Origin of the sequence: Brucella sp. RRSP16, assembly GCF_052246815.1 — a bacterium.
Taxonomy (GTDB): Bacteria; Pseudomonadota; Alphaproteobacteria; order Rhizobiales; family Rhizobiaceae; genus Brucella; species Brucella intermedia.
On sequence record NZ_JBQQAM010000001.1, the window covers coordinates 566,512 to 582,565 of the forward strand.

Below are 16,054 nucleotides of genomic sequence, written 5' to 3' on the forward strand. Positions count from 1 at the left end.
TTGATCCGGATATCGGGTATTTGACCCAATGCAGTTATATTGATATCAATATTATTGCATTGGTGCTCAAGCTGATGAGGGAACGGCTTGCAATTCTGGTAACCGAGCCGTGGGCGGAGCTAGCAACGGGAGAGAGAAGATGGCTTATATTGAAGGATTTGTTGTCGCGGTCCCCAAGGCGAACAAGGAACTCTATCGCAAACATGCCGCCGAAGCGGCTGTATTGTTCAAGGAATTCGGCGTAACGCGCATGGTCGAAGCATGGGGAGACGATGTGCCGGATGGCAAGGTCACCGATTTTCGACGTGCTGTTAAGGCTGAAGCCGACGAGGAGGTTGTGTTCTCCTGGTTCGAATATCCCGACAAGGCAACGCGCGATGCTGCAAACAGCAAGATGATGAGTGACCCGCGCATGAAAGCAATGGGCGACCAGATGCCATTTGATGGCAAGCGCATGATATATGGCGGCTTTTCCACCATCGTTGATGTCTGATCAGATTAAAGACTTTCTATGAAAACGAGGAAGCGGTTTGTTCTGACGGCGAGCCGCTTTCCTATTCTGGCCGCTCCGCGTCTTTCCGCTTCTTGAGCATACAACAAAAACGCTGCCCCACTGGCCGTAGCGAGGGTCCTTGGTAAATCTCTGTTAAGCAAAATAATGCTTGATGGTGGAATTCGGAATGCTGCCTTTCGCAGGATTCGCCGTGGCTCCGAATATCCGGGAAGGAAGCCGAAATGTGGACCAAGCAGAAGCGTAAATCGATCCGTGGGCGTTTTGTATTGCCTATCCTGACGGCTGCGTTTCTGAGCTACTTTGGCTTTCACGCTTATCATGGCGAGTTCGGTCTTTATTCCCGTATTCAGCTGGAAGAGCAGAAAAGCCTTCTGGCCAAGCAGCTCGAACAGGTAACTGCCGATCGCAACGCTCTTGAAAAGCGAGTCACACTTTTACGTGACGGTTCCATCGAAAAGGATATGCTTGACGAGCAGGCCCGCAGGGCGCTTAATCTCTCCCATCCCGATGAAGTGACAATTATCACTTCCCGGGAAGATCGATCGAATTAACTGAAATCCGGTTAATTGTCTTTTTGTGATATGTTTTTAAGGGTTTGGCGACATAGCAGCTATGCTCTGGGCGCATATTGTATCTTGTGGTGCGCCCGTATAACGTCACAATAGAACGACAATTTAGGGAGCGAGAAATGGCACCGAGGGCTAAAAAGGCGCCTGCTAACAAAGCGCAGGCGTCTTCTGTAACTGCACCCAAGGCACCTGCACCTGCGAACTTCGACAAGAAGCAGGAGTTGGACGCTTATCGCGAAATGCTGTTGATCCGGCGTTTCGAAGAAAAGGCCGGCCAGCTTTACGGCATGGGCTTCATTGGCGGTTTCTGCCATCTCTACATCGGCCAGGAGGCCGTGGTGGTTGGAATGCAGATGGCGCTGAAGGAAGGTGATCAGGTTATCACCGCCTATCGCGATCATGGTCATATGCTTGCAGCGGGCATGAGCGCGCGCGGCGTCATGGCCGAACTGACCGGACGCCGCAGCGGCCTTTCCAAGGGCAAGGGTGGCTCCATGCACATGTTCTCCAAAGAGAAGCATTTCTACGGTGGTCACGGTATCGTCGGTGCACAGGTTTCGCTCGGCACGGGTCTGGCTTTCGCGAATCGTTACCGCGACAACGACAATGTCACGCTGACCTATTTCGGCGACGGCGCTTCCAATCAGGGGCAGGTCTACGAAAGCTTCAACATGGCATCGCTGTGGAAGCTGCCGGTGGTCTACATCATCGAGAACAACCGCTACGCCATGGGTACATCGGTTTCGCGCTCGTCCGCAGAAACCGATTTCTCGAAGCGCGGTCTCTCTTTCAATATTCCGGGCATCCAGGTCGACGGTATGGATGTTCGTGCGGTCAAGGCTGCTGCCGACCTGGCTGTAGAATGGACGCGTTCCGGCAAGGGGCCGATCATTCTCGACATGCAGACCTATCGCTATCGCGGTCACTCGATGTCGGACCCCGCCAAGTATCGCTCGAAGGAAGAAGTGCAGAAGATGCGCTCCGAACACGATCCGATCGAGCAGGTCAAGCAGCGTGTGATCGAGAAGGGTTGGGCAACCGAGGAAGAGCTGAAGGAAATCGACAAGGAAGTTCGCGACATTGTCGCCGATTCTGCCGATTTCGCTCAAAACGATCCGGAGCCGGATGCATCCGAGCTCTACACGGATATTCTGCTCTAATTCCAGGAAGGTGTTGTCATGCCTGTAGAAATTCTCATGCCCGCACTTTCCCCAACCATGGAAGAGGGCAAGCTCTCCAAGTGGCTGAAGAAAGAAGGCGACAAGGTTACGTCCGGCGATGTGATCGCTGAAATTGAAACCGACAAGGCGACGATGGAAGTCGAAGCTGTCGATGAAGGCACGATCGGCAAGATCCTTGTCGATGAAGGCACGGAAGGCGTGAAGGTTAATACGCCGATTGCCGTGCTTCTCGGTGACGGGGAAAGCGCTTCCGATATCGGTGCTGCTCCTGCCGCCAAGGCTGAAGCGCCGAAGGCCGAAGCCAAGGAAGAACCCAAGGCCGAAGAAAAGAAGGCCGACGCTGTTCCGGCTGCGCCCAAGGCTCCCGCGCTCGAAGTGGCGTCCGATCCAGACATTCCGGCTGGAACCGAAATGGTCTCCACCACGGTTCGTGAAGCGCTTCGCGATGCGATGGCTGAAGAAATGCGCCGTGACCCGAACGTTTTCGTAATGGGTGAAGAAGTTGCCGAATATCAGGGCGCTTACAAGGTAACGCAGGGCCTTCTCGATGAGTTCGGTCCCAAGCGCGTTGTCGATACCCCGATTACCGAGCACGGTTTTGCCGGCGTTGGTGTTGGTGCGGCTTTCGCAGGACTGCGCCCGATCGTTGAATTCATGACTTTCAATTTTGCCATGCAGGCAATTGACCAGATCGTGAACTCCGCTGCCAAGACGCTTTATATGTCCGGTGGGCAGATGGGCGCTCCGATGGTCTTCCGCGGTCCATCCGGTGCGGCTGCGCGCGTTGCTGCCCAGCACTCGCAGTGCTACGCTGCCTGGTACAGCCATATTCCCGGTCTGAAGGTCGTCATGCCGTACACGGCTGCTGACGCCAAGGGCTTGCTGAAGGCTGCTATCCGCGATCCGAATCCGGTGATCTTCCTCGAAAATGAAATCCTTTACGGTCACCATTTCGATGTGCCGAAGCTTGATGATTTCGTTCTGCCGATCGGCAAGGCCCGCATTCACAAGCAGGGCAAGGACGCGACCATCGTTTCGTTCGGTATCGGCATGACCTATGCCGTCAAGGCGGCAGAAGAGCTGGCCGAGCAGGGCATCGATGTCGAAATCATCGATCTGCGCACGATCCGTCCGATGGACATTCCGACCGTCATCGAATCGGTCAAGAAGACTGGCCGACTGGTGACAGTGGAAGAAGGTTTCCCGCAGTCGTCGGTGGGTACGGAAATTGCTACCCGCGTCATGCAGCAGGCTTTCGATTATCTCGATGCGCCGATCCTGACCATTGCCGGTAAGGATGTTCCGATGCCTTACGCGGCAAATCTGGAAAAGCTGGCGCTGCCGACTGTCGCAGAAGTGGTCGAAGCGGTGAAAGCCGTTACCTATACCGCTTAAACAGAAAGGGTCTGGACATGCCGATCAATATCACCATGCCAGCGCTTTCTCCGACGATGGAAGAAGGCAATTTGTCGAAATGGCTGGTCAAGGAAGGCGACAAGATCGCTCCTGGCGATGTCATCGCTGAAATCGAGACCGACAAGGCCACGATGGAAGTGGAAGCCGTGGATGAAGGCACGATTGCCAAGATCGTCGTTCCCGCAGGTTCCGAAGGCGTCAAGGTCAATGCGTTGATCGCCATCCTTGCCGAGGAAGGCGAGGACGTGGCTGCTGCGGCCAAGGGTGCAGCTTCTGCCCCTAAGGCTGAAGCAAAGGCCGAAACTCCGAAGGAAGAGCCAAAGCCAGCTGCCCCTCCTGTGACAGCCCCTGCACCAGCCAAGGCAGAGCAGCCTGCTGCTGCGAACAAGGGTGACCGGGTGTTTGCGTCGCCGCTCGCGCGCCGCATTGCCAAGGAATCCGGTGTCGATATTACTGCTGTGAAGGGCACCGGTCCGCATGGACGTGTCGTTCAGCGGGATGTGGAAGCTGCTCTGACGTCGGGTGGCGTAAAGGCCGCTGCGCCGAAGGCCGAAGCCGTCTCCGCTACCGCTCCAAAGCCGATGTCTGACGATGCCGTTCTCAAGCTCTTTGAGGAAGGCACCTACGAAATCGTTCCTCACGACGGCATGCGCAAGACGATTGCCCGCCGTTTGGTGGAATCGAAGCAGACTGTTCCGCATTTCTATCTGACGATCGATTGTGAACTGGATGCGCTTCTGGCTCTGCGTTCGCAGATCAATGCCGCTGCACCGATGATCAAGACCGAGAAGGGCGAGGTTCCGGCCTACAAGCTTTCCGTCAACGATCTGGTGATCAAGGCTGTTGCTCTTGCGCTGCGTGACATTCCTGAAGCCAATGTCTCCTGGACTGAAGGCGGCATGGTGAAGCATAAGCGTGCGGATGTCGGTGTTGCCGTGTCGATCCCGGGTGGTCTGATTACGCCAATCGTGCGTCAGTCGGAATCGAAGACTCTTTCCGCCATCTCGAATGAGATGAAGGATCTTGCCAAGCGCGCGCGTGATCGCAAGCTCAAGCCTGAGGAATATCAGGGCGGTTCGACCTCCGTTTCCAACCTCGGCATGTTCGGTGTGAAGGATTTTGCCGCTATTATCAATCCGCCGCATGCGACCATTTTCGCAATCGGTGCTGGTGAACAGCGTGCAGTGGTCAAGAACGGTGAAATCAAGGTTGCGACGGTTATGTCCGTAACCCTTTCAACCGACCACCGTGCTGTCGACGGGGCGCTGGCTGCGGAACTTGCACAGGCCTTCAAGCGCCACATCGAAAACCCGATGGGTATGCTGGTCTGATCGATCAACTTCAAGGGCGTCGCGTTCCAATGAACTCGACGCCTGAGGTTTTTAATGGCTGGACAACTGAACCTACGCCCGGCTCAATGCCGTGAAGCCGCTGAGATCGCCATTCTTGTCGATATCTCGTCGCACGGTTTTGCGTCATGGCTCTGGTACGGAGCCGTTCTCGATGGACGGACTGAAACGGCCATGGAACGGGGGCGGCAATATATGCGCGCTGACGGGACCGAAGGCTGGCAGAGCACCACGATTGCCGAATGGGCAGGCGACATTGCCGGACTTTCGATCGGCTTCACACTCGATGACAGTTTGAACGACATCCCGCCGCAGCATCCGGTTCTCGATCAGTTGATCGACCTGCAGCGCAAGGTGATAGGCAACCGTTTCCTAGACAGCGTTGGCGTTTATCGGGAGTTTCGCGGCAAAGGAATTGGCCGCGCCCTTGTCGCCAATGAAATCGACCTGGCCCGCCGGAACGGTAACCCGGGAATCAGCCTGATAACCGAAAGCCACAACGATGTGGCGCTCTCCCTTTACGGCGCCCATGGTTTCAAGGAAATTGAGCGGCTCGAAGCGATAGAACGCATTGGGCAGGACAAAAGACACGACTGGGTGCTGCTCACCCGAGAAGTGAACTGAGCAAAGGCAGGACAATATGGCCGACATTTACGACGTTATTGTTATCGGCTCGGGCCCGGGTGGCTATGTAACCGCAATCCGCGCTGCGCAGCTTGGCCTCAAGACCGCTATCGTCGAGCGCGAACATCTGGGCGGCATTTGCCTCAACTGGGGCTGTATTCCTACCAAGGCACTGTTGCGCTCGGCGGAAATCCTGCATTTTGGCGAACATGCCAAGGATTACGGCCTCAAGTTGGAAGGTACGATTACGCCTGATGTGAAGGCTGTCGTACAGCGCTCGCGCGGTGTTTCGGCCCGGCTTAACGGCGGCGTCGGGTTCTTGATGAAGAAGAACAAGATTGATGTGATCTGGGGTGAGGCAAAGCTGGTAAAGGCTGCTTCGGGCAGCAATCCGGTCGAGATTTCGGTCGGGAAGTCGTCAAAGCAGCCGATGCAGCCGCAGAACCCCGTTCCCAAGGGTGTTCTGGGCGAGGGCAGCTACAAGGCGAAGCATGTCATCGTCGCGACCGGCGCGCGTCCGCGTTCTCTGCCGGGCATCGAGCCGGACGGCAAGCTGATCTGGACTTATTTCGAGGCAATGGTTCCGCACGAACTGCCGAAATCCATGCTTGTGATGGGCTCGGGTGCAATCGGTATCGAGTTTGCCTCTTTCTACAACGACATGGGCGTCGACGTGACGGTCGTGGAGTTGATGCCGCAGATCATGCCTGTTGAGGATGCGGAAATTTCCGCACTCGCTCGCAAGCAGCTTGAAAAGCGCGGCCTGAAGATCATTACCGATGCCAAGGTTACAAAGGTGGAGAAGGGCACAAATAATGTGACCGCTCACATCGAGACCAAGGACGGCAAGACCCAGTCGCTAACCGTTGACCGCATGATTTCGGCTGTTGGTGTTCAGGGCAATATTGAAAACCTCGGCCTCGAAGCTCTCGGCGTGAAAACCGACCGAGGATGCGTTGTCATCGACGGTTATGGCAAGACCAATGTGGCGGGCATCTATGCTATCGGCGACGTTGCCGGCCCGCCTATGCTTGCACACAAGGCTGAGCATGAAGGAGTTATCTGTATCGAGAAGATTGCCGGTCTTCCGAACGTGCATCCGCTCGAAAAGAATATGATTCCGGGCTGCACCTATTGTAATCCGCAGGTTGCGTCGGTTGGTCTGACCGAAGCAAAGGCCAAGGAAAAGGGTTACGATATTCGCGTCGGCCGCTATTCCTTTGCCGCAAACGGCAAGGCGATTGCGCTTGGTGAAGACCAGGGACTGGTCAAGACCGTCTTTGACAAGAAGACGGGACAGCTGCTCGGCGCCCATATGGTCGGAGCGGAAGTGACCGAACTCATCCAGGGGTTCGTGATCGCCATGAACCTTGAAACAACTGAGGAAGAACTGATGCATTCGGTCTTCCCGCATCCGACGCTTTCGGAAATGATGAAGGAAAGCGTTCTGGACGCATATGGTCGCGTGCTGAATGCATAAGATGGAGGGACGCTCATTCCGCTGATCGAAAACGGAGGGCCTTGGCGGCGTGCCGCCTGGCCCACCATCAAATGGTGCACCGTCGGAGGACTGGTGCTGGGGTTCGCAGCCGGCACCTTGAGTGTTCTTGGCGGGAACACCATATCGATCAACGGAATGGCCTTGCCCGGCTGGTATGGCGTGTGGATGCTCACCTTAGCGCTGGGGACTGCTGGTTTGGTATTTGGCCTCATATGGGCGTTGGTCTTCCGCGCTCTCGGACTGGCGACGCGGCGATGAGTAGCAAATCGCTCAAGTTGACAGGGTAGAGGGCAGGGATTAGGACCGAACCCAATTTTGAAAGCATTTCAGGTCCATTCTTGAAAATGGCCCGGATAGGCAGGGATAAGCATGGTTACAGTTCTCGATCTGGTGAACCAAGGCAAGCGCGAACGGCATCCAGAAAAGGCGCATCGTCCGGACAATGTTGTCCTGAAGAAGCCGGACTGGATCCGCGTCAAAGCTCCTGTCTCGCGTGGCTATAGCGAAACGCGCGATATCGTTCGCTCGAACAAGCTTGTTACGGTTTGTGAGGAGGCTGGTTGCCCGAATATCGGCGAGTGCTGGGAAAAGAAGCACGCCACCTTCATGATCATGGGCGAGATTTGCACACGCGCCTGCGCATTCTGCAATGTCTCCACCGGCATTCCAACCGCACTTGATCCGAATGAACCGGAAAATGTCGCGAAGGCCGTCAAGCAGATGGGCCTGACTCACGTGGTCATTACTTCGGTGGATCGCGACGATCTTGCCGACGGTGGTGCGCAGCATTTTGCGGAAGTTATTCAGGCTATCCGCGAAGCCACGCCTGCGACCACGATCGAAATCCTGACGCCGGATTTCCTGCGCAAGGAAGGCGCTCTTGAAATCGTCGTTAAGGCACGTCCTGACGTTTTCAACCACAATCTGGAAACCGTTCCTTCGAAGTATCTCAAGGTTCGTCCCGGCGCCCGGTACTTCCATTCGATCCGCCTCCTGCAGCGCGTCAAGGAACTCGATCCAACCATTTTCACCAAGTCCGGCATTATGGTTGGCCTTGGCGAAGAGCGGAATGAAATCCTTCAGCTGATGGATGATCTTCGTTCGGCTGACGTGGACTTCATGACCATCGGTCAGTATCTTCAGCCGACCCGCAAGCATCATCCTGTCATTCGCTTCGTGACCCCTGATGAATTCAAGTCGTTCGAAACGATTGGCCGGACGAAGGGCTTCCTGCTGGTCGCATCCAGCCCGTTGACCCGCTCGTCGCATCATGCTGGCGATGACTTTGCCAAGCTGAGGGCAGCCCGCGAGGCGCAGATCGCAGCCAGGGCCTGAGATCAGACATGCCGCAGTTTACAACCGTCAGGCGGGTGCATCACCGGGCAGAGCAGATGTTCGGGCTCGTAGCGGATGTGGAGAAATATCCGGAATTTCTGCCAATGTGCGAGGCTTTGTCGGTTCGCTCCCGCAAGGAGCGTGACGGGAAGGCCCTTCTCATTGCCGACATGACGGTTGGTTACAAGCTCATACGCGAGACATTCACCAGTCAGGTACTGCTGAAGCCTGAGGATAATGTCATTGATGTGAAATATCTCGACGGGCCGTTTCGCTATCTCGACAATCGCTGGACCTTTAAACCCGTGGATGATGGCAGCGAATGTGATGTCGAGTTCTTCATCGATTACGAGTTCAAGAGCCGGACGCTGGGTCTTCTCATGGGAACCATGTTCGATCTAGCTTTCAAGAAGTTTTCCGAAGCTTTCGAGAAACGGGCCGATCAGATATACGGAACGGCCTGAATGTAGCCCCGATTTTCGGGGGCTCTGTTTATTGCGCCGTATAGCCGCCATCGACCAATATGGACGCACCGGTGACGAAGGAAGCTTCGTCGCTCGCCAGGAAGAGCACGACGCTGGCAACTTCCTCGGCGCGTCCGAGCCGGCCAATTGGATGCAAGGCTACCAGGGCCTCTTTCTTGTCTTCGGGTATATCCTTGAGCAGCGGTGTGTCGATATAGCCGGGGCAGACTGCATTTACCCGAATGTTCTGCGCTCCATAATCAATCGCAAGCGTCTGCGTCAGGAGTTTCACGCCTCCCTTTGCTGCCGCATAAGCCGTGACACCAGATTTTCCAACATGACTATGGATGGACCCGCAATTCACGATCACACCGCCGCCTTGCGAACGCATCTGGTCGATGGCGTATTTATCGCAAAGATAGACGCCGGTAAGATTGATATCGATGGTTTTCTGCCATGCAGTTTCGTCCAGTTCATCAATCGGGCCATCTGCGGCGATGCCTGCATTGGCGAACATGATGTCGAGGCGCCCATAGGTTTCGACGGTTTTAGCAATCAGCGCCTGCACGGCTTTTGTGTCGGCCACATCGGTCTTGACGAATAATGCCCGCTCGCTGCCGCCGGCAAGCTCATTGGCCAACTGCTGGCCGTGCTCAGAATAATCGGCGATGACGACATTCGCTCCCTCGCGAATGAAAGCTCGAGCAGTTGCTTCACCGATGCCGCTTGCCCCACCGGTAACGATTGCCACCTTTCCGTCGAAACGCATCGCCATGTTCTCCTTATCTTGACCAAAGACAAAGGTAGGGCGCGGCAGATAAAAGTGTACGCCTCAAGGCTGTCGAAGATTTTCCAGAACGAGGTCCAATGCAGCAAGAACCGTTGCGTGGCGGATGTCAGCTCTGGTTTTTTGACCGAAACGGCATTCGCGATGGAGCGTCGTGTAGCCTTTTCGCGCCGAGGCGATGTGAACAAGCCCGACAGGCTTTTCATCGGAGCCCCCACCAGGTCCGGCAACCCCGGTAACAGCCACAGTTACACCGGCGCGGGACCGCGCAAGTGCGCCTTCAGCCATGGAAAGTGCTACTTCCTTCGAAACCGCGCCAAGGCGATTGATCAATTCCAGCGGAACGTTGATCATTTCGGCTTTTGCTTCATTGGAATAGGTGACAAAACCGCGATCCACGACATCGGATGATCCGGCGATATCGGTCAAGGCTCCGGCTATCAGTCCCCCTGTGCAGGACTCAGCCGTGGCGATCATTACACCGGCGTTGCGGCATGCCTCCAGCACGACAATGGCTTTTTCTTCTGCGATGAGTGCGCTCATTCGGGAACCTCACCGGGATAGATGACGGTTGCCGTTGCGATTGCTGCGATACCCTCACGACGTCCCACGAAGCCCAGCTTTTCATTGGTCGTGGCTTTGACGGAAACGCGGTCCGCTGCAATGCCCAGCATGTCGCAAAGCGCTTCTGTCATTGCTGTGCGATGCGGGCCAATCTTCGGTGCTTCGCTGATAAAGGTAACATCGACATTGGCGATACGACCGCCTGCTTCCCGCACGATATTTGCGGCATGCTCAACAAATATACGGGAAGCCGCACCTTTCCATTGCGGATCGGAAGGAGGGAAATGCGTGCCGATATCGCCGGCTCCCCGTGTTGCAAGCAGGGCGTCGGTCAGCGCATGAAGTCCGACATCGGCATCTGAATGGCCGTTGAGTTTTGCTTCATGGGGGATTTTCACACCGCACAGCGTCACGTGATCGCCGGGTTCAAAAGAATGAACGTCGTAGCCATTGCCGGTGCGAATGTCGGGAAACGAAACGTGGTCTTGCCGCAGGCGCTTGTCAGCCATTTCAATATCCTTTGCCCAGGTAAGCTTTGTATTGTCTGCCGATCCTTCGATGATGCGAACAGCAATGCCCTGCCATTCGGCAATGGCGGCATCATCCGTGAAATCAGAACGATTGATTGCGAAGGCCTTTTCATGCGCGTTTAGGATCGGCGCGTAGGGAAACGCTTGTGGTGTCTGCGCCGCAAAAAGACCGGCGCGGGGCACAGTCGTTTTTACGGTTCCGTCCGTGGACGATTGCTTGAGCGTGTCGGAGACAGCTAATGCGGGCAGAACGCCTTCATCCGGCGCAAGGTTTTCAACGATACGCTTCAGCAAGTCCTGACCGACGAACGGCCTCACGCCATCATGGATCATGACATGTTGGGGCGCAGAGTCTTGCAACGCACGGAGACCAAGACGCGTGGATTCCTGCCGGGTGGGGCCGCCGTTCACAACCAGAATATTGCTTCCGTTTTCCGGAAGGGCGCGTTCATAAAGCGCATGATCGTCAGGATGAATCACGACAACGATGCTATCAATCAGGGGGCAGTCGATAAAGACGCGCAAAGTACGGGCAAGCACGGCTTCGCCGCCGATGCGCCGGTACTGTTTCGGCCCTTCGACACTCTGCCCGGCTCGCTCTCCGCGGCCAGCTGCCACAATGACTGCTGCAATCTTTGAAATGGTTGTTGCCTCTGCCAAGGGTTGTGTTCCCAAGCCGAATAATGCCTTGCGCGGATAAATGCCAGACGACAATTGATTTATCGTAATCTTGCGCGCGCTTTTCCTTGCGTTGAAAAGTGAGACTGATTAATGTATGTGCTAATCGCACTATGCACATCAAATAGGCATTATTGGTGAGTTTTCTCGATCAACCTTTGAACATCGGCGGTGTGGCGCTTGCCAACCGCGTCTTTCTCGCGCCTATGTCGGGAGTTTCGGACCTTCCTTTCCGCAGGCGTGCCGCAGAGGCTGGCGCGGGCATGGTGGTGTCTGAAATGGTCGCCAGCGCCGAACTGTGCAACCACCACAAGGAAAGTCTTCTGCGCCTTTCCGGAGAAGGGCTTGGAACACACGTTGTACAACTCGCGGGACGTGAAGCCCAATGGATGGGCGAAGCGGCCAGGATCGCCGAGGGAGAAGGCGCTGATATCATCGATATCAACATGGGCTGTCCAGCCAAGAAGGTGACGGGCGGCTATTCCGGGTCCGCACTAATGCGCGATCTTGATCACGCAATGACGCTTGTTGAGGCCACCGTTAATGCGGTCAACGTTCCGGTTACGCTCAAGATGCGGCTGGGATGGGATGAGAAAAGCATCAATGCGCCTGAACTCGCAAGGCGGGCGGAAAGTGCGGGTATCGCCATGGTGACTGTGCATGGGCGGACCCGTTGCCAGTTTTATGAAGGCAAGGCGGACTGGGATGCAATTCGCGCCGTTCGCGATGCGGTCAAGATTCCGTTAGTCGCCAACGGAGATGTGGCGTGTCGGGAGGATGCCGAGGAAATTCTGCGCCGTTCCGGGGCGGACGCCGTGATGGTGGGACGTGCTTCTTATGGCCAGCCTTGGTTGGCTGGCGCAATCGCAGGAAGTGATTTTGCCCCAAAGTCGCGAAGTGAAGTTCTCGAATATATTATAAAGCATTACGAAGATATGCTCGACCATTATGGAAGCACGACGGGTGTCCGTCATTCCCGTAAACATCTTGGCTGGTATCTTGATCGTCATGCGGGTGCGGCATGTATGCCTGCCGAGAAAGCGGAAGTTATGACTCAAACCGACCGGCAAGCCGTTATCGATGCTTTGCGCCGTATTTTCACGCGCGAAGTTCCGGAAGTCGCGCTCAAAGAGGTTGCCTGATGCGCGAAAGAACAGAAGCGAATGGCATTCCTTCCGTCGTGCTCGATGCCATCAGCCAGCCGGTCATCATGGTCAGCGCCGAGAATTATATCGCCTATGCCAATCTGGATGCGGAACAATTCTTTCGTTCCGGCTCGTCTATTCTGGCGCGCAACCGACTGGAATCCTTTCTGCCTTTCGGCAGTCCGCTTCTGGCGCTGGTCGATCAGGTTCGCACCAGCCAGATGCCGGTGAATGAATATCGCGTGGATGTCTCGTCGCCCCGTCTTGGAGCCGAACGTATCGTTGATATTTACGTGGCGCCCGTCGCAGAACTGCCGGGAGCGGTGGTCATCCTCTTCAAGGAAAAGACGATGGCCGAAAAAATCGATCGGCAGATGACACATCGCGGCGCTGCACGGTCGGTGACCGGGCTTGCATCGATGTTGGCCCATGAGATCAAGAACCCGCTTTCTGGTATCCGTGGCGCGGCGCAATTGCTGGAGCAGGTTGTCAGTGACGAGGACCGCGCCCTTGCCCGGCTTATTACTGACGAAACGGATCGGATCGTCTCCCTTGTCGACCGCATGGAAGTTTTCTCGGATGAACGTCCTATCGAGCGCTCTGCGGTCAATATTCATGCGGTTCTGGATCATGTGAAGGCAATTGCGAAGAACGGATTCGCGCGTAAGATTCGTTTCGTGGAAGATTATGATCCGTCGCTCCCGCCGGTCTTCGCCAATCGTGACCAACTCGTGCAGGTTTTTCTCAATCTGCTGAAGAATGCCTCGGAAGCCATCGGTGAGCGTGAGGGCGGCGAGATTGTTCTGTCCACGGCCTATCGTCCGGGCATCCGCCTCCAGGTGCCGGGTGCGCGGGACAGGGTGGCGCTGCCTCTCGAGTTCTGCGTGCATGATAATGGGCCGGGAGTGCCGCAGGACATGCTCCCGCATCTGTTCGATCCCTTCGTGACGACGAAGACCAACGGTTCCGGGCTCGGCCTGGCGCTGGTCGCGAAGATCATTGGTGATCATGGCGGCATCATCGAATGCGACAGCCATCCTTCGCGCACGACTTTTCGGGTTTTGATGCCCGCATGGAAAAATACGGCTGGAAATACTGGAGATAACGCATGATCGCAGGACGTCCGTCTGGAACCATATTGGTGGCGGATGATGATGCCGCCATTCGGACAGTGCTGAACCAGGCCTTGTCGCGTGCAGGCTACGATGTGCGCGTGACTTCCAATGCTGCCTCGCTCTGGCGGTGGGTGGCTGCAGGTGACGGCGATCTGGTCATTACCGACGTCAATATGCCCGACGAAAACGCCTTCGACCTTCTCCCGCGCGTCAAGAAGATGCGCCCGGACCTTCCGGTCGTCGTCATGAGTGCGCAGAACACATTCATGACAGCAATCCGGGCCTCCGAGGCGGGAGCGTACGAATATCTGCCGAAGCCATTCGATCTCACGGAGCTCATCAATATAGCCGGTCGAGCGCTGTCGGAGCCCAAGAACAAGCCCGCCGCAGCCCTTTCCGACGAGCAGGCAGACAACATGCCACTGGTTGGCCGCTCGCCTGCGATGCAGGAAATCTATCGTTTGCTGGCGCGCATGATGCAGACGGATTTGACCGTCATGGTGACAGGTGAATCCGGTACGGGCAAGGAACTGGTTGCGCGCGCCCTTCACGAATACGGGCGTCGCCGAAAAGGACCCTTTGTTGCGATCAATATGGCGGCAATCCCGCGCGATCTGATCGAGTCTGAACTGTTCGGTCATGAGAAGGGCGCTTTCACCGGAGCACAAAACCGCTCAAGCGGCCGCTTCGAGCAGGCAAATGGCGGCACGCTGTTTCTCGATGAGATTGGCGATATGCCAATGGAAGCGCAAACCCGTCTTCTGCGTGTGCTCCAACAGGGCGAGTATATGACAGTCGGCGGACGCACGCCGATCAAGACAGATGTGCGTATCGTTGCTGCAACCAACAAGGATTTGCGGCAACTGATCGCGCAAGGACTGTTTCGCGAGGATCTCTATTACCGTCTGAATGTCGTACCTCTGCGCCTGCCGCCACTTCGCGAGCGAAGCGAGGACGTAGCCGATCTCGTGCGCCATTTTTTCAAGCGGGCTGCTGAAGAAGGACTGCCGGAGAAACGCATCAGCACTGCTGGTTTGGAAATGATGCGCCGGTATCCATGGCCGGGCAATGTCCGCGAGCTTGAAAATCTCGTGCGAAGGCTCGCGGCGCTTTATCCGCAAGAAGAAATTTCCCCCGAAATTATCGAAACGGAGTTGCGGGCCGAGCTTACCAAACCGGATGTGGTTCCAGCAGGCGCCGGAGATATGGAAAATATCTCCATTTCTCAGGCTGTCGAGCAGAACATGCAACGCTATTTTGCGTCTTTCGGTTCGGATTTGCCACCCCCGGGCCTCTATCACAGGGTTCTGGCAGAACTGGAATATCCTCTGATCCTGGCGTGCCTTACGGCGACACGGGGAAATCAGATCAAGGCGGCCGATCTTCTGGGGCTGAACCGCAATACGCTGCGCAAGAAAATTCGCGAACTCGGTGTGAATATATATCGCGGAAACAAGGGAAATTAGCGACAATCACGTGCTGATAACCTATTAACTACGTTATTTAACGGCCGGTTAAGTCTGTTCAGCTACTGTTGGTTGTATGAGAAATCAGCAATCAACACGACACAACAGAACCCGGCGTATTCTTGAACCGGCTGTAAGGAGCGGCATTCTTGCCGCACCGTTGATATTGATGCTTGCCATCGTTGTGATTTTATCCGGAGCAGAGCCGAAACTCTCTGCCATGATCGATCAAACTTTCACGGGTTCGATCAGTCCTATCATCAAGTAATTATCTGTGGGGCTTGAAGACGGCGCCTGAACCCCTATCCTTTACGGTAGATAAAGGAGAAGATCATGCGTCTTGCCGCTACGACCTTGTTTATTGGTTTATCCGCCGCTGCCGCTTATGCTGCACCGCCACCGGAAGGCTCCAAGCTTTCGGAGATAATCGCAAAAATCGAACAGAAGGCGGATACGGCTTTTATCGATGAAGTCGACTGGAACGACCGCGGATATTATGAGATCGAGTATGTGACCAAGGCCGGCGCCAAGGTGGAGGTCAAAGTCGATCCCAAGACCGGAGAAAATGTCCGGTAGACCTTCGCTTTTCAGTGGGGTCGGCTGGAGCGGGTAGCGGGAATCGAACCCGCGCGTTCAGCTTGGGAAGCTGACAGGCTACCATTACATCATACCCGCAAACTGTAATACATTTCAATAATTTAGCGACAAATCCGAGGAGGTCGCTTTAGAACGATTTACAGTTGGTTTTGACAACCTATGTTCTCTTTCTAGGCTCGTCAAACTGTTTTGTCGACAGCCTCCGCTTGTCATTCCAAT

General features: G+C 55.6%; 16 protein-coding genes and 1 tRNA gene. 13 read left to right on the top strand and 4 right to left on the bottom strand.

The annotated features are described in order from the left end of the window. Positions 1–139: 139 nt before the first annotated feature. From ACS5UA_RS02710 to ACS5UA_RS02750, 9 genes are all read left to right on the top strand, one after another. Complete coding sequence (locus tag ACS5UA_RS02710; RefSeq protein ID WP_021585220.1) at positions 140–493, top strand: DUF1428 domain-containing protein; 354 nt, start codon at positions 140–142, stop codon at positions 491–493. Between the two features lie 242 nt (positions 494–735). Then, on the top strand, positions 736–1,065 hold the full coding sequence (locus ACS5UA_RS02715; protein ID WP_021585219.1) for an FtsB family cell division protein: 330 nt from the start codon (positions 736–738) through the stop codon (positions 1,063–1,065). Positions 1,066–1,202: 137 nt separating this feature from the next. Then, a complete protein-coding gene (pdhA, locus tag ACS5UA_RS02720) occupies positions 1,203–2,243 on the top strand; it encodes a pyruvate dehydrogenase (acetyl-transferring) E1 component subunit alpha (protein WP_006470533.1) in 1,041 nt (346 codons plus the stop codon). 18 nt (positions 2,244–2,261) lie between these two features. Further along, positions 2,262–3,659 (top strand): pyruvate dehydrogenase complex E1 component subunit beta, encoded by a 1,398-nt coding sequence (locus ACS5UA_RS02725; RefSeq protein WP_021585218.1) that lies wholly within the window; start codon positions 2,262–2,264, stop codon positions 3,657–3,659. 56 nt (positions 3,660–3,715) lie between these two features. Then, the gene (locus ACS5UA_RS02730; RefSeq protein ID WP_376780789.1) at positions 3,716–5,011 is read left to right on the top strand and encodes a pyruvate dehydrogenase complex dihydrolipoamide acetyltransferase; all 1,296 of its coding nucleotides are present in this window, start codon (positions 3,716–3,718) and stop codon (positions 5,009–5,011) included. Positions 5,012–5,065: 54 nt separating this feature from the next. Beyond that, positions 5,066–5,653 carry a GNAT family N-acetyltransferase gene (locus ACS5UA_RS02735; protein WP_021585216.1) on the top strand — a complete coding sequence of 196 codons (588 nt, stop codon included), beginning with the start codon at positions 5,066–5,068 and terminating at the stop codon, positions 5,651–5,653. Between the two features lie 16 nt (positions 5,654–5,669). Then, the gene (gene lpdA, locus ACS5UA_RS02740) at positions 5,670–7,133 is read left to right on the top strand and encodes a dihydrolipoyl dehydrogenase (protein ID WP_021585215.1); all 1,464 of its coding nucleotides are present in this window, start codon (positions 5,670–5,672) and stop codon (positions 7,131–7,133) included. A gap of 390 nt (positions 7,134–7,523) precedes the next feature. Continuing rightward, positions 7,524–8,489, top strand: coding sequence for a lipoyl synthase (gene lipA / locus ACS5UA_RS02745; RefSeq protein WP_006470529.1), 966 nt, complete (start codon positions 7,524–7,526; stop codon positions 8,487–8,489). A gap of 8 nt (positions 8,490–8,497) precedes the next feature. Further along, complete coding sequence (locus ACS5UA_RS02750) at positions 8,498–8,953, top strand: type II toxin-antitoxin system RatA family toxin (RefSeq protein ID WP_025089505.1); 456 nt, start codon at positions 8,498–8,500, stop codon at positions 8,951–8,953. 28 nt (positions 8,954–8,981) lie between these two features. Here ACS5UA_RS02750 and ACS5UA_RS02755 read toward each other — a convergent pair whose 3' ends face one another. The 3 genes from ACS5UA_RS02755 to ACS5UA_RS02765 all read right to left on the bottom strand — a co-directional run bounded on the left by ACS5UA_RS02755 (position 8,982) and on the right by ACS5UA_RS02765 (position 11,509). Continuing rightward, positions 8,982–9,722 (bottom strand): SDR family NAD(P)-dependent oxidoreductase, encoded by a 741-nt coding sequence (locus tag ACS5UA_RS02755; protein ID WP_021585212.1) that lies wholly within the window; start codon positions 9,720–9,722, stop codon positions 8,982–8,984. Positions 9,723–9,785: 63 nt separating this feature from the next. Next, on the bottom strand, positions 9,786–10,283 hold the full coding sequence (locus ACS5UA_RS02760; RefSeq protein WP_021585211.1) for a CinA family protein: 498 nt from the start codon (positions 10,281–10,283) through the stop codon (positions 9,786–9,788). Continuing rightward, positions 10,280–11,509 carry a bifunctional 2-C-methyl-D-erythritol 4-phosphate cytidylyltransferase/2-C-methyl-D-erythritol 2,4-cyclodiphosphate synthase gene (locus tag ACS5UA_RS02765; RefSeq protein WP_051556890.1) on the bottom strand — a complete coding sequence of 410 codons (1,230 nt, stop codon included), beginning with the start codon at positions 11,507–11,509 and terminating at the stop codon, positions 10,280–10,282. Before ACS5UA_RS02765 ends, ACS5UA_RS02760 begins: the two co-directional genes overlap by 4 nt. Positions 11,510–11,649: 140 nt before the next feature. Here ACS5UA_RS02765 and dusB point away from each other — a divergent pair, with 140 nt between their 5' ends. The 4 genes from dusB to ACS5UA_RS02785 all read left to right on the top strand — a co-directional run bounded on the left by dusB (position 11,650) and on the right by ACS5UA_RS02785 (position 15,814). After that, positions 11,650–12,654 (top strand): tRNA dihydrouridine synthase DusB, encoded by a 1,005-nt coding sequence (dusB, locus tag ACS5UA_RS02770; RefSeq protein ID WP_021585209.1) that lies wholly within the window; start codon positions 11,650–11,652, stop codon positions 12,652–12,654. Further along, complete coding sequence (locus ACS5UA_RS02775; protein ID WP_021585208.1) at positions 12,654–13,769, top strand: two-component system sensor histidine kinase NtrB; 1,116 nt, start codon at positions 12,654–12,656, stop codon at positions 13,767–13,769. The genes dusB and ACS5UA_RS02775 overlap by 1 nt, the downstream gene beginning before the upstream one ends. Then, positions 13,766–15,238 (top strand): nitrogen regulation protein NR(I), encoded by a 1,473-nt coding sequence (gene ntrC / locus ACS5UA_RS02780; RefSeq protein ID WP_021585207.1) that lies wholly within the window; start codon positions 13,766–13,768, stop codon positions 15,236–15,238. Before ACS5UA_RS02775 ends, ntrC begins: the two co-directional genes overlap by 4 nt. A gap of 333 nt (positions 15,239–15,571) precedes the next feature. After that, entirely contained in the window at positions 15,572–15,814 is a 243-nt protein-coding gene (locus tag ACS5UA_RS02785; protein ID WP_006466907.1) for a PepSY domain-containing protein, read from the top strand. 25 nt (positions 15,815–15,839) lie between these two features. Here the strand turns inward: ACS5UA_RS02785 and ACS5UA_RS02790 are convergent. After that, a tRNA-Gly gene (locus ACS5UA_RS02790) sits at positions 15,840–15,913 on the bottom strand. Positions 15,914–16,054 lie beyond the last annotated feature (141 nt).